The organism is Rhodobacter sp. SY28-1 (assembly GCF_005222785.1).
Taxonomy (GTDB): Bacteria; Pseudomonadota; Alphaproteobacteria; order Rhodobacterales; family Rhodobacteraceae; genus Tabrizicola.
Genome location: NZ_STGH01000001.1, coordinates 1,028,097 through 1,040,002 on the forward strand (window position 1 = coordinate 1,028,097; position 11,906 = coordinate 1,040,002).

12 protein-coding genes, 1 tRNA gene and 1 riboswitch are annotated in these 11,906 nt (G+C 65.6%); of the genes, 9 read left to right on the forward strand and 4 right to left on the reverse strand.

Features of this window, described 5'->3' with window-relative positions; genetic code table 11:
• Window positions 1-31: 31 nt before the first annotated feature.
• Window positions 32-133: riboswitch (glycine riboswitch) on the forward strand.
• A gap of 159 nt (window positions 134-292) precedes the next feature.
• The 3 genes from gcvT (at window position 293) to gcvP (ending at window position 4,755) form a co-directional block, all read left to right on the forward strand.
• The gene (gcvT, locus tag E8M84_RS05010; RefSeq protein ID WP_137110059.1) at window positions 293-1,414 is read left to right on the forward strand and encodes a glycine cleavage system aminomethyltransferase GcvT; all 1,122 of its coding nucleotides are present in this window, start codon (window positions 293-295) and stop codon (window positions 1,412-1,414) included.
• A gap of 10 nt (window positions 1,415-1,424) precedes the next feature.
• Window positions 1,425-1,784 (forward strand): glycine cleavage system protein GcvH, encoded by a 360-nt coding sequence (gcvH, locus tag E8M84_RS05015; RefSeq protein WP_137110060.1) that lies wholly within the window; start codon window positions 1,425-1,427, stop codon window positions 1,782-1,784.
• A 103-nt stretch (window positions 1,785-1,887) separates the two neighbouring features.
• Window positions 1,888-4,755: an aminomethyl-transferring glycine dehydrogenase gene (gene gcvP, locus E8M84_RS05020; protein ID WP_137110061.1), complete on the forward strand. Its 2,868-nt coding sequence runs from the start codon at window positions 1,888-1,890 to the stop codon at window positions 4,753-4,755.
• A gap of 83 nt (window positions 4,756-4,838) precedes the next feature.
• On the opposite strand, the gene E8M84_RS05025 is transcribed toward gcvP, so the two are convergent.
• Window positions 4,839-5,498, reverse strand: a complete 660-nt coding sequence (locus E8M84_RS05025; RefSeq protein ID WP_137110062.1) for a hypothetical protein — start codon at window positions 5,496-5,498, stop codon at window positions 4,839-4,841.
• A gap of 134 nt (window positions 5,499-5,632) precedes the next feature.
• On the opposite strand from E8M84_RS05025, the gene E8M84_RS05030 reads away from it, so the two are divergent.
• The 6 genes from E8M84_RS05030 to E8M84_RS05055 all read left to right on the forward strand — a co-directional run bounded on the left by E8M84_RS05030 (window position 5,633) and on the right by E8M84_RS05055 (window position 8,158).
• Entirely contained in the window at window positions 5,633-6,331 is a 699-nt protein-coding gene (locus E8M84_RS05030; RefSeq protein ID WP_137110063.1) for an AzlC family ABC transporter permease, read from the forward strand.
• Window positions 6,328-6,651 (forward strand): AzlD domain-containing protein, encoded by a 324-nt coding sequence (locus E8M84_RS05035; protein ID WP_137110064.1) that lies wholly within the window; start codon window positions 6,328-6,330, stop codon window positions 6,649-6,651. Before E8M84_RS05030 ends, E8M84_RS05035 begins: the two co-directional genes overlap by 4 nt.
• Before the next feature lie 60 nt (window positions 6,652-6,711).
• Window positions 6,712-7,029, forward strand: coding sequence for a DUF3775 domain-containing protein (locus E8M84_RS05040; RefSeq protein WP_137110065.1), 318 nt, complete (start codon window positions 6,712-6,714; stop codon window positions 7,027-7,029).
• A gap of 61 nt (window positions 7,030-7,090) precedes the next feature.
• Window positions 7,091-7,534 carry a thioredoxin TrxC gene (gene trxC / locus E8M84_RS05045; protein ID WP_137110066.1) on the forward strand — a complete coding sequence of 148 codons (444 nt, stop codon included), beginning with the start codon at window positions 7,091-7,093 and terminating at the stop codon, window positions 7,532-7,534.
• A 71-nt stretch (window positions 7,535-7,605) separates the two neighbouring features.
• Window positions 7,606-7,681 (forward strand) — tRNA-Ala (locus tag E8M84_RS05050).
• Between the two features lie 297 nt (window positions 7,682-7,978).
• Window positions 7,979-8,158: a hypothetical protein gene (locus tag E8M84_RS05055; RefSeq protein WP_137110067.1), complete on the forward strand. Its 180-nt coding sequence runs from the start codon at window positions 7,979-7,981 to the stop codon at window positions 8,156-8,158.
• A gap of 138 nt (window positions 8,159-8,296) precedes the next feature.
• Here the strand turns inward: E8M84_RS05055 and E8M84_RS05060 are convergent, their stop codons facing one another.
• From E8M84_RS05060 to E8M84_RS21655, 3 genes are all read right to left on the reverse strand, one after another.
• Window positions 8,297-10,741: a caspase family protein gene (locus tag E8M84_RS05060; protein ID WP_137110068.1), complete on the reverse strand. Its 2,445-nt coding sequence runs from the start codon at window positions 10,739-10,741 to the stop codon at window positions 8,297-8,299.
• A 2-nt stretch (window positions 10,742-10,743) separates the two neighbouring features.
• Window positions 10,744-10,962 carry a hypothetical protein gene (locus E8M84_RS21595; protein ID WP_205914563.1) on the reverse strand — a complete coding sequence of 73 codons (219 nt, stop codon included), beginning with the start codon at window positions 10,960-10,962 and terminating at the stop codon, window positions 10,744-10,746.
• Window positions 10,963-11,104: 142 nt separating this feature from the next.
• Complete coding sequence (locus E8M84_RS21655; RefSeq protein ID WP_240790286.1) at window positions 11,105-11,776, reverse strand: OmpA family protein; 672 nt, start codon at window positions 11,774-11,776, stop codon at window positions 11,105-11,107.
• Window positions 11,777-11,906: the final 130 nt, after the last annotated feature.

Here is an 11,906-nt window from a genome sequence, read left to right on the forward strand (position 1 = left end):
CCGCGCCGGGTGGCTTTGCGCTAGGCAAGTGTCGTCAGGTTCGGGAGAATCCGGCGGGCCCCCAGGGGCCCAATGGTGCCGAAGGAGCAACCGCCCCGGTAAACTCTCAGGCGCAAGGGACCGTAGCTGACGACAGACTCTGGAGAGTTCCCGGGCCATCCGGGACGCCGAAGGGATAACGATCTCAGGCGCGCCAGCTGGCGCAAGGACAGAGGGGGCATCGCAGGGTGGGGATTGGTCCGCCTGACGGTGCCGGTGCGTTTTCCGGCCAGAGACGATGGGAGGGACGGCGATGGCCGACCTGGAGGAGCCGGAGCTTCTTCATCTGGGGCTGGAGGCCCTGCATGAGGAGATGGGCGGCAAGATGGTGCCCTTCGCGGGCTACCGGATGCCGGTGCAGTACCCCGACGGGGTGCTGAAGGAACACCTGCACACGCGTGCGGCGGCGGGGCTGTTCGACGTCAGCCACATGGGGCAGGTGATCCTGCGGCCCAAGGGGACGATGGACGACCTGAAGCTGGCGTTCGAGGCGCTGATGCCGGTCGATGTGCTGGGCCTGGGCGAGGGGCGGCAGCGTTATGGGCTGTTCACAAACGACAGCGGCGGGATCCTTGACGACCTGATGTTCACCAACCGGGGGGATCATCTGTATGTCGTGGTGAACGCAGCCTGCAAGGCGGCGGACATCGCCCACATGACTGCCGGGATGCCGGGCGTGTCCGTAGAACCGGTGACCGACCGCGCGCTGCTGGCCTTGCAGGGGCCTGGGGCCGAGGCGGCGCTTGAGGCAATGGTGCCGGGTGCGGCCGCAATGCGGTTCATGGATCACCGGATCTTCGGCGACATCTGGGTCAGCAGGTCCGGCTATACCGGCGAGGACGGGTTCGAGGTCTCGGTCCCCGAGGCGCAAGCGGACGGGTTTGCGCGCAAGCTGCTGGCGCAGCCGGGTGTGGCACCTATCGGCCTTGGTGCACGAGACTCCTTGCGGCTTGAGGCGGGGCTTTGCCTTTACGGCCATGACATCGACACGACGACAAGCCCGGTCGAGGCCAACCTGACCTGGGCGATCCAGAAGGCCCGCAAGGCGGGCGGAGCACGGGAAGGCGGCTTTCCCGGTGCCGCGCGTATCCTGAAGGAACTGGCCGAGGGGCCGGAGCGGCTGCGCGTCGGCCTGCGCCCCGAGGGACGGGCGCCGATGCGCGAGGGCGTGGAGCTTTTCGCGCAGGACGGCACGCCTGTCGGAGAAGTGACCTCGGGAGGGTTCGGTCCGTCGGTGAATGCCCCGATTGCGATGGGTTACGTCGCCAATGCTCATGCTAAGGTCGGCACGCAACTGATGGGCGAAGTGAGGGGCAAGCGCCTGCCCGTAACCGTGACCGAGATGCCTTTCCAACCGACAACCTACAAGCGCTGAGGACTGACCGATGAAATACACCAAGGAACACGAATGGCTGCGCGTCGAGGGTGACCTCGTGGTCGTCGGCATCACCGAACACGCCGCGACCCAGCTTGGCGACGTCGTCTTCGTGGAGTTGCCCGAGACCGATACGATGGTCGCCGAGGGAGACGAGGTCTGCGTGATTGAAAGCGTCAAGGCCGCCTCCGACATCCTGGCGCCGATCGACGGCGAAATCGTCGCGGTCAACTCCAAGCTGGTCGACAACCCCGGCCTTGTGAACGAGGACCCGACCGGGGCTGCCTGGTTCTTCAAGCTGAAGGTCGATGACCTGAGCGTGCTCGACCAGTTCATGGACGAGGATGAGTATCAGGACCTGATCGGCTGATCGTCGCGCCCCGGAGTTTTCGAAAACTCCGGGCAATTTTCTTCGAAGAAAATTGCAAATCCCTTCGAAGGGATTTGTTTGCTCCATGCCAGAGGCTTGTGCCATGACCTTCACGCCCACCGACTACAACCCCTACGACTTCGCCAACCGCCGCCACATCGGCCCCTCTCCGGTGGAGATGGAGGAGATGCTGGCCGCCGTCGGTGTCCGCACGCTGGACGAGCTGATCGACCAGACCGTGCCCCCCTCGATCCGCCAGTCGAAACCGCTCCCCTGGGCGCCTTTGGCCGAGCATGAGCTGCTGGCCAAGATGAAGGAGGTCGGCGCCAAGAACCGCGTGATGACCTCGCTCATCGGGCAGGGCTACTACGGCACCGTGACGCCCCCGGCGATCCAGCGGAACATCCTCGAGAACCCGGCCTGGTACACGGCCTATACGCCCTACCAGCCGGAGATCGCCCAAGGCCGGCTTGAGGCACTGCTGAACTTCCAGACGATGGTTTGCGACCTGACGGGTCTCGACGTAGCCAACGCGTCCCTGCTGGACGAGGCGACGGCAGCGGCCGAGGCCATGACGATGGCAGAACGCGTCGCCAAGTCGAAGGCGAAAGCCTTTTTCGTCGACCGCTTCTGCCACCCCCAGACCATCGCCGTGATCAAGACCCGGGCGCTGCCGCTCGGGATCGAGATCATCGAGGATGACGTCCGGAAGCTTGACCCGTCGAAGGTCTTCGGCGCGATCTTCCAGTATCCCTCCAGCTATGGCCACGTGATCGACTTCACCCAGCGCATTGCCAGCCTGCATGCCGCGGGGGCCATCGCGATCATGGCGACGGACCTGCTGGCGCTGTGCATCCTGAAGGAGCCCGGGGCGATGGGGGCGGACATCGCTGTCGGCTCCGCGCAGCGGTTTGGCGTGCCGATGGGCTATGGCGGCCCGCACGCGGCCTTCATGGCGGTGAAGGACGCGCACAAGCGGCAGATGCCGGGGCGGATCGTCGGAGTCAGCATCGACGCGCAGGGGGGCAAGGCCTACCGGCTGTCGCTGCAAACCCGAGAGCAGCATATCCGGCGCGAGAAGGCGACCAGTAACGTCTGCACGGCGCAGGCTCTACTCGCCGTGATGGCCTCGATGTATGCTGTCTTCCACGGGCCCAAAGGCCTGCGCGCGATTGCGGAACGGGTGCATTTCCTGACCCAGCGCCTGGCACGGGCGCTGAAGGCGGCGGGGGCCAAGGTCGACCCGCGGGCCTTCTTTGACACGATCACCATCGAGGTCGGCGTGGGGCAGGCGGGTATCCTTGCCGCCGCCCGCAACGAAGGGCTGAACTTCCGCAAGATCGGCAACGACCGCGTGGGCATCAGCCTGGACGAGACCACCGACGAACGCGTCCTGATCAAGGTCCTCCGCGCCTTCGGCATCGACGGGGTGCCGCCGCACCGCGCAACGCTGGGCTTCCCGGAAGAGATGCTTCGCACCAGCGACTACCTGACCCATCCGGTCTTCCACATGAACCGGGCGGAATCCGAGATGATGCGCTACATGCGCCGCCTGTCGGACCGCGACCTGGCGCTGGACCGGGCGATGATCCCGCTAGGATCCTGCACGATGAAGCTGAACGCAGCGGCCGAGATGATGCCGATCACCTGGCCGGAGTTCGGGTCCTTGCACCCCTTCGCGCCGCGCGATCAGGCGGCGGGGTATCACGAGGCGATCAGCGACCTGTCGGCCAAACTGTGCGAGATCACCGGCTACGACGCCATGTCGATGCAGCCGAACTCGGGCGCGCAGGGTGAATATGCGGGGCTTCTGACCATCCTCGCCTACCACCGTGCGCGAGGGGATTCCCAGCGCACGGTCTGCCTGATCCCAACTAGCGCCCACGGCACCAACCCGGCCTCGGCGCAGATGGCGGGAATGGAGGTTGTGGTCGTGAAGGCCTCGGCCAACGGCGACGTGGATGTCGAGGACTTCCGTGCCAAGGCCGAAGCGGCTGGGAACCGTCTCGCGGCTTGCATGATCACCTATCCGTCCACGCATGGCGTCTTCGAGGAGACCGTCCGGACGATCTGCCAGATCACTCATGACCACGGCGGCCAGGTCTATATCGACGGGGCGAACATGAACGCGCTCGTCGGGCTGGTGAAGCCGGGCGAGATCGGCGGCGACGTCAGCCACCTGAACCTGCACAAGACCTTCGCCATCCCGCATGGCGGCGGCGGTCCGGGCATGGGGCCGATCGGCGTGAAGGCCCATCTGGCTCCGCACCTGCCGGGGCATCCGGAGACGGACAATCCGGAGGGCGGCGGGCTGAAGAGCACCGACCAGGGGACCGTTTCGGCGGCTCCCTACGGCTCGGCGTCGATCCTCCTCATCTCATGGGCCTATTGCCTGATGATGGGCGGGCCGGGCCTGACGCAGGCGACCCGCGTGGCGATCCTTAATGCCAACTACATCGCGGCGCGTCTCAGCGGCCATTACCCGATCCTCTTCATGGGCAACAAGGGCCGCGTGGCGCATGAGTGCATCCTCGACACCCGGCCCTTTGCCGAGGCGGGCGTCACGGTGGACGACATCGCCAAGCGACTGATCGACAATGGTTTTCATGCGCCGACGATGAGCTGGCCGGTGGCGGGGACGCTGATGGTGGAACCGACGGAGTCCGAGACCAAGGCGGAGATCGACCGCTTCATCACCGCGCTTCTGTCCATCCGCGACGAGATCCGCGCGGTGGAAAAGGGCGAGATCACGGCCGAGGACTCCCCCCTGCGCCACGCCCCGCACACGGTGGCGGCATTGGTCGGCGACTGGGACCGGAAGTATTCCCGCGAGACCGGTTGCTTCCCGCCGGGGTCGTTCCGGGTCGACAAGTACTGGCCGCCCGTGGGACGGGTCGACAACGTCTACGGCGACCGCAACCTCGTGTGCACCTGCCCGCCAGTCGAGGCCTACGCCGAAGCGGCCGAGTGAGGAGCCAAAATCCTTAAGTAAGGATTTTGACAAGTTTCTTGCTTAAGAAATTTGGCCCCTGGCGCAACCCGGGGGCCAAATCTTCAGGGCTGCGGCTTCGGCGCTGGCGTCCCGAGCGTACCGCCGGGCCGGGTCCCAAGCCCGCCGCCCGCGCCGATGCCGCTGGTCTTCGGGCGGGTCAGGTCCGGCACCTTGGGTGGGGATTTCACGCCCGGGTCCGAGCCAAGCACCTTGCCGCCGCCCGCCCCGCTGTGCCGGGCCAGGCAATCCTGCGCCTGCACCAGCGCCGGTCCGATCCCGTCGATGTCGAAGCCGTCATCTATCCCCATGCCCAGCATCCGCAGGTAACGCCCGCTGTTCAGGAAATCGACCGTTGCGCCGATCCCGTCATAGGTGATCCCGGCATAGTCCGCATCCCAGGCCTCTCCGTTGCCGATGGCAGGCAACCCGGTTTCCATCATCACCCAAAGCTCGAACTTCTCGCCCGGGGTGAACTTGATGTCGGGCTGCGACAACAGGATCGACAGCGTGTCATTGGGATAGATCCCGACCCACAGCGTCTGACCGTTCATGTAGCTGACCGTCGTGTAGCAGTAGGAAAACGCCCCGGCGCTGTCGGTATAGGCCCCCCCGACCCAGTTTCCGGCCTCGAACTGCGATCCGGGGATTTCCGCGACCTGCGCCGTGGCGGGCGACAGGGTGACGGCAAGCAAAGCTGCGGCGGCGAGGGTGGAAAGTCGCATGGCACATCCCGGGACTGGCTTGGGGCAGGGTTCGAGGCCACAATGCCGGGCTGTCGTCTCTCGCGCAAGTCAGGCTTTCCGCAACAGCGGCCCGGCATTGACCACGTCCCGCCCCCGCGCTAGCCCTGCCGGTGATGACCGAAGAGACCCTCCCGACCAAGCCGACCTTTGCCCAGGGACTGGCCGCCAGCCTGCCCATCGTCATGGGCTATCTGCCCATCGCCTTTTCCTTCGGCGTCGCCGCCACAAGGGCCGGGTTCAGCGCGACCGAAGCCTTCGCCCTGTCCCTGATCATCTATGCCGGGGCCTCGCAGTTCCTGGCGCTGGCGCTCCTCTCATCGGGCGCGCCGGTGCTGGTCGCGGCCTTCACGCTGATCGCGATGAACCTGCGGCATGTGCTCTACGGCCCCGCCCTGATGCGCGAGGCCGGGGACAGGGCCAGCACCCGCCATGCCTGGGCCTGGGCCTGGGGCCTGACGGACGAGGTCTTCGGCCAGGCCCTCGGTGCGCTGGCGCGCGGGCAGCGGTTCTCGGAGGCCTGGATGTTCGGCCTTGGCCTCGGGGCTTATGCCGCCTGGGTTCTGGGGACCGTGGCCGGGGCCGTGGCAGGTGGAAGCGCGCTGGAAGGCTGGCCTGCGCTCAGCGCCGGGCTTGGCTTCATGCTGCCCGCGCTGTTCCTCGCGCTGCTGCTGTCGATCCTCAGTCGCCGCCAGCTGCCGGTGATCGCGGTGGCGGGTCTGGTCACCGTGGCCGGGACACTCGCGATCAGCGCGACCAGCGGCATTCTTCTGGGCATGTTGGCCGGGGCGGCCGCCGGGCTGGTGCGGCGATGAACTGGGATCTGCTGACCGTCGCGGTACTGGCCGGGGCCGCGAACTGGGCCTTCCGCGCCCTGCCGGTGATCACCCGCAGCGACCGCATGGCCGCAGGCGGCTGGCTGGAACGGTTCCTGTCCGCGACCGGCCCCGCGGCCATCGCCACGCTGTTCGTCGCGGCGATCCTGCCCGCGCTGACGCCCGATGTGCGCGCCCTGGCGCCAGTGATTGTCGGCACTCTTGCCGTGCTTGGCCTCTATGCTGCCCGCCGGTCCGTGGTGCTGGCCATGCTCGCCGGGGCGGTTGCGCATGGGCTGGCCACCTGGGCGCTCGGCTAGATCGCCGCTTGCGCTGGGGGACGGCCTGCGCAACGATGGGGTCAGCGACGGAGGTGCGCCATGCTGGAGATCAGCCCACAGAAAGTCGTGCATGTGATCTATCTTGCGCGCGAGGCCGCTGTCGGGTCGGCCGAGCTGCACGCCTTCATCGACGCCCTGAACGACGATGAAAAGGCGCAGCTGACCGCCGTGGCCTGGGTCGGTCGCGGTGCCTTCGAGCCCGAAGATTTCGACGAAGCCGTCGCCACCGCCATCGCCGAGGCGACGACGCCCACGGCGGATTATCTGATGGGAATGCCGCATCTGGCAGAGAACCTGGAGGCGGGTCTGGATGCGCTGGGGGTAGATGTGTCTGGCGAGGAAGAGGATTTTCTCTAGGCCCCTTGCGCAACCGGACTGTGCTTCACATCTTCCAACCTGACAAGATGTAAGGTGCGCCATGCCTGTAACCGATGCCCTGAAACTGACCTGCGCCAGCTGCGGCCAAGCCAACCGCGTGCCTGCCGCCCGATTGGCCGACGCCCCGAAATGCGGGGTCTGCGGCAGCGTCCTGGTGGACGGCAAGGTGGCGGAACTTGACGCGGCCACCCATGACAAGGTGACCCGGGGCGACGGCCTGCCGGTGCTGGTCGACTACTGGGCGCCCTGGTGCGGCCCTTGCCGGGTGATGGCCCCGGAATTCGCCAAGGCCGCCGGAGCGCTGCAGGGCGAAGCGCGGCTGATGAAGCTGAACACCGAGGATCACCCGCAGATCTCGGCCCGGGCCGGTATTCGCGGCATCCCCGCGCTGATCCTGTATCGAAACGGCCGCGAGGTCGCGCGTCTGGCCGGTGCCCGTCCCGCAGCCGACATCATCGCCTTCGTCCGCCAGCACGCCCGCTGACGAGCGCCGACCCCGCCCGCCGACCGCGCTTGACTCCACCCCCGATTTGCGCTGAATACGGCGGCGCGGATGGGGCAGTAGCTCAGTTGGGAGAGCGTATCGTTCGCAATGATAAGGTCAGGGGTTCGATCCCCCTCTGCTCCACCAAAGACCATTGATTTCAATCAATAATAGTCAAATTGCGGCGGTGTACCCGCCTAAAACCCCCCCTACTCAAAAGCGCTTGGACCTAGAGGCGCGATTTCGCGGTGAAAACATTTTTCCCAACCGATCTGCCAAGAGCTGGGCGTGAGGAAAGCAACTCCCCCCGCACCTAATGATAACATGGCTACTAGTTTTCCGGAGTACTTGTCCTGCGGCTAGGTTACGAATCCGGATTCATCTGTGGCGCTCCCTCGTGGGTCAAGCTGCCGACGAAAGCTTGCGCCACTTCGCATTCGCAAGGTGGCTATCGAGGCATGGCTGCATGCGCTGGTCCAGTCCGGGCAGGAGGCGAATTGCCTGACGCTTGTCGCGCCCACGCGGTTTCATGCCACCTATGTCGGTACCAATCTGAAGGACCGGGTGCTTGGCGCGCTGCGGCAGATCGACCCGAGCTTCCGCGACGTTCAGATGGTTTCCTGAGGGCTGCAGGCGGGCGGTGGCTTCAAGCCGGGCGTGACAAGGTGAACGCTGGCATGCGGTTGCCAGGACTCATCCTTCGCCTGGACGCGAGAGAACCCGCAAGACCACCATCACCGTCGTCCGGCAATTCCGTTCAGGCTAGTACAAATCCACTCGGAACGGAGTGGTAGACCACTGGATACGGGCGATGTCGATCAGGCGCTCGGTGGGGTCGGCTTCCAGGGAAGTGTCGCCGTGCTGTTCGGAAATGGCCTTGTAGGCCGCTTGACTGCCCTCGCCGAAGGCTCCGTCTGGAGTGATCGCGGCGCCGAGCGATTGCAGCAGATGCTGCGCGGCTTCGTCCACGGCTTCGGCGGGCAGGGCCTCCAGCACCTTTCGAGCCCGATCGACTGCTTTCGTGTCGCGCAGGGCGGCGGCGCGGCCTGCCCGGTAGGCAGCATCGGCGGGGGATAATCCGCCCGCGCCTTCGGTCAGGATAAGATAGGCGGCATAGGCACCTGCATTGGCATCGCCGCGCTCCAGGCCCTTGTCGAACCACTCGACAGCCTGGCCGAGATCACCCTTTCCCAAGGCACCCGAGGCGATCAGCGTGCCGATATTGCCCGGCGCGTTCGGATGCCCCCCATCGGCGGCCTTGGTGAACCAGTCGAGCGCCACCTTGGCGTCCTTCTCCTGGCCGCCGAGGCCGTTCATGTAGACAAGTCCGAGATTGTTGTAGCCGTAGATGTCCCCCCGTGCCGCGCTTTCGTTCAGGTAGCGCAACCCGCGGGCCGGATCGTAATACTCACTTTCGGCATCCAGGTAGAAATACCCGAGTTCGTTCATAGCATAGGTGTGCCCCACCTCCAGCGCCCGCATCATGAGGTCGTAGCCGCGCAAGCGGTCCTGGGACGTTTCGCCGAACCGCACCAGCTGACGGCCCAAGGCGTAGAAAGCATAAGGGTCTCCCAGCTCTACCCCTTCGCGGTAGTAGCTCAGCGCTTCTTCCGGGGCAGCCTCGGCTGTCGCGCCGCCGGTTTCCCGCGACTCGTTTAGGATGGCGTTGCCGATGGCATAGGAGGCGCGGGAATGGCCCAGCTTGCGGGCCGTATCCAGCGCAGCACGCGCTTCGTCGTAGCGGCGCAGGGCTGTCAGCGCGCGGCTGAGCTGATAGTGGAAGCGGGCGTTCTGCGGCTCGCGCTCGACGGCGGCCTGACAGGCCTGCACCGCCGCTTCGGGCGCGATCTCGTTGGCAAAACGCGCAAGGCCAACGCCATCTGGGTCAAGGTGGTCGGCTGCGGCCAGGTCGCAGGGGTCCGGGGTCAGGTCGACCTGCACCACCTTCGGCGAGCCGCCCTGGTCGATCTTGAACTGGACCTTCAGCACCGGGTCCTGGCCGAACTGCACCACCGGCCCGCTGACATAGGCGAAGGCGAGACGGCCAAGATCGGCGGCGGACAACGGGAAGACGGGCGCGGACTGCAGGCCCCGGTCGTCCAGCAGCACCAGGCGGCCGCCGCGCGGAGGCTCGGCCAGGCCCACCTTGTCCGACGGGCCAAGACTAAGGTCCTGCACCAGTGTCGCACCGATGGGAACGGCGGGTGCCAGCGGGGCGGCGATGCTGATGTCGGGTGTGGGCAGCGTGGTCTCGACCAGAAGAAGCTCGGCCGAACTTGCGAAGAGTGTCAGGCCGCGCGCAACCGAGGTGCCCGCCTCTGCCTCTGGCGCGGCCGTGTCCGTCGTGGCGCTGACCTGCGAGATTGTCGCCTCTTCCACCATGGTCGAGCTGTCCCAGGGAACCTGCACGCCCTGGGTTTCGACAAAGACCTTGCGGCGCACCTCTTCGAAGACGTCGGTTACCGGAACTGCGCCCAGTGACGCGGCCTGCAGGAAGGCGCTGGCGAAGGGGCTGTTCTCGCCGGCGCCGTCCAGGGCGACCTCTCCCGGCGAGGTCGAGAACACCACGTAGGAATTCACCGGGGCCGCCAGCGAGGCAAAGCCCGTTTCGACTTCGCGCACGTCGGGGCCGAGGGAATCCTGCAGTTTGACCCCGGCGAACGGGTTGTTGCGGCAGCTGTCGAGGATGACGATCTGCAATCGCGCACGCGCGCCGACGATCGAGACGAGGCTGCCGACCGAGACCGTCTCGAATGGCAGGTCATCGACCTGGTCAAGCTCGGCGTCAGTTGGGATGAGATAGTTCTCGGACCCGATCTGGACGCCGTGGCCGGCATAGTAGAACAGCACCTCGGTATTGCGGTCGACATCGAAGAGCACACGCTGCATCAGCGCCTCGAAGTCGCGCTTGGAGGCATCCTTCATCAGCGTGACGTCATAGCCCTGGTCGGCGAGGAGATCGGCAACGTCCAGCGCATCGTTCCAGGCATTGGGAAGCTGCGGCGCGTGCGCGTAGGCCTGATTGCCGATGACGATGGCATACTTCTGGCGCGGGCCCGAGTCAGGCGCAAGCTTGCGGCTGCTGGCCGAGACATGTCCTTCAGGAAAGGGTCCAAGGGCGCTGTCCTGCGCGGCGGCCGTCGAGATAGTCGCGGCCAGAAGCAAAGCCGAAGCACTAAAAGTCGACAGGAAGCGCAGGACGGGCATGGTCAGCCCCAGCCGCCGCCGCCCGAACCACCATCGTCGAAGTCGATCACGACCGGGGGCTTCTTCTTGACGGGGGCCGGTGCTGGCGCAGGTGCGACTTTCTTGACCGGTGCGACGACGACAGGTGCCTCTTCCTGTGGCGGAGGTGTCAGCTCTTCACAGGCTCCGAGAAAGCCAATGGCGGAAAGCAGGAGGAAGGAGCGAGACCAGGATGCAAGCATGAATGCCCCATTTGCTAATGCGAGGGCCGGTCGCAAGGAACGAGAATGGCATAATCCGTTCGAGAATGATGCCACAGTCAGACCATCCAGGCAACGGCGGCGTTGCCTGCCTGAGGGTCGCTTTCGCCGCCCCCTCGCGGGATCAGCTGAGCGCCTGGAACTCCACCCGTCGATTCTCGTCCGAGTTGGGATCGGCGTTTTCCAGAAGGAATCGCTCTCCCAGTCCCACGGCCTCGAGCCGCGACGCCTCGATGCCGCAGTCATTGACGAAGAAGCGCTGGACCTCCTCGGCCCGCAGACGCGACAGACGCTCGTTGTAATCCTCCGTTCCCGAGGCATCGGTATGTCCGATGATGCGGAAAAGCTGTATGTCGGCGGTCTTCATCACGTTGCAGAGCTTTGAGAGCTTTGGCTTCTGTGCTTCGTCGAGCGCGGCGCTGTCGAAGGCGAACTCGATGCGGATGTTGACGCCCAGATCCTCGGGCATCTTCACGAGTGTGGCGGTTTCGGTTTCCTTGACCACCGTTTCTGTCGCAGGCACGGCCACGGCGACCTCGGTGCCCTCCGGCGTCGCCGTTGCGCTTTCGGTTTCGGCGGTGTCGGTCTTTTCCACCTCGGTCGCGATCTCGACATCGTCGGCAGTGACAAGCTTCAACCCGCGGGTCAGGCTGGTGTTGCCCTCGACCGCGGCCTTGTAGGCGTCGCGCTGTGCAAGAAAGAGTTCCAGAAGCTCTTGTTCCGAAAGGTCCTGTGACCAGGCCCCGGCGGGAACGAGCGCGGCACAGAATGCAAGGCCGGCGAGCACGTTGCGCATATTCGAAGCACCTTCCAAAAAACGGATTTATGACTGGTGGAAGTCTAGGCTATGATGGCGTTGCATTCAATTCACACCTTTGGGCGGGCCCGTGCCATGCTCCATGTCTCTACTGGTTTTCCGATGCGTC

What these genes read in the sequence shown, in the direction of transcription:
- gcvT (WP_137110059.1), top strand. Translation starts at nt 293, where the DNA reads ATGGCCGACCTGGAGGAGCCGGAGCTTCTTCATCTGGGGCTGGAGGCC.
- gcvH (WP_137110060.1), top strand. Translation starts at nt 1,425, where the DNA reads ATGAAATACACCAAGGAACACGAATGGCTGCGCGTCGAGGGTGACCTC.
- gcvP (WP_137110061.1), top strand. Translation starts at nt 1,888, where the DNA reads ATGACCTTCACGCCCACCGACTACAACCCCTACGACTTCGCCAACCGC.
- E8M84_RS05025 (WP_137110062.1), bottom strand. Translation starts at nt 5,498, where the DNA reads ATGCGACTTTCCACCCTCGCCGCCGCAGCTTTGCTTGCCGTCACCCTG.
- E8M84_RS05030 (WP_137110063.1), top strand. Translation starts at nt 5,633, where the DNA reads ATGACCGAAGAGACCCTCCCGACCAAGCCGACCTTTGCCCAGGGACTG.
- E8M84_RS05035 (WP_137110064.1), top strand. Translation starts at nt 6,328, where the DNA reads ATGAACTGGGATCTGCTGACCGTCGCGGTACTGGCCGGGGCCGCGAAC.
- E8M84_RS05040 (WP_137110065.1), top strand. Translation starts at nt 6,712, where the DNA reads ATGCTGGAGATCAGCCCACAGAAAGTCGTGCATGTGATCTATCTTGCG.
- trxC (WP_137110066.1), top strand. Translation starts at nt 7,091, where the DNA reads ATGCCTGTAACCGATGCCCTGAAACTGACCTGCGCCAGCTGCGGCCAA.
- E8M84_RS05060 (WP_137110068.1), bottom strand. Translation starts at nt 10,741, where the DNA reads ATGCCCGTCCTGCGCTTCCTGTCGACTTTTAGTGCTTCGGCTTTGCTT.
- E8M84_RS21595 (WP_205914563.1), bottom strand. Translation starts at nt 10,962, where the DNA reads ATGCTTGCATCCTGGTCTCGCTCCTTCCTCCTGCTTTCCGCCATTGGC.
- E8M84_RS21655 (WP_240790286.1), bottom strand. Translation starts at nt 11,776, where the DNA reads ATGCGCAACGTGCTCGCCGGCCTTGCATTCTGTGCCGCGCTCGTTCCC.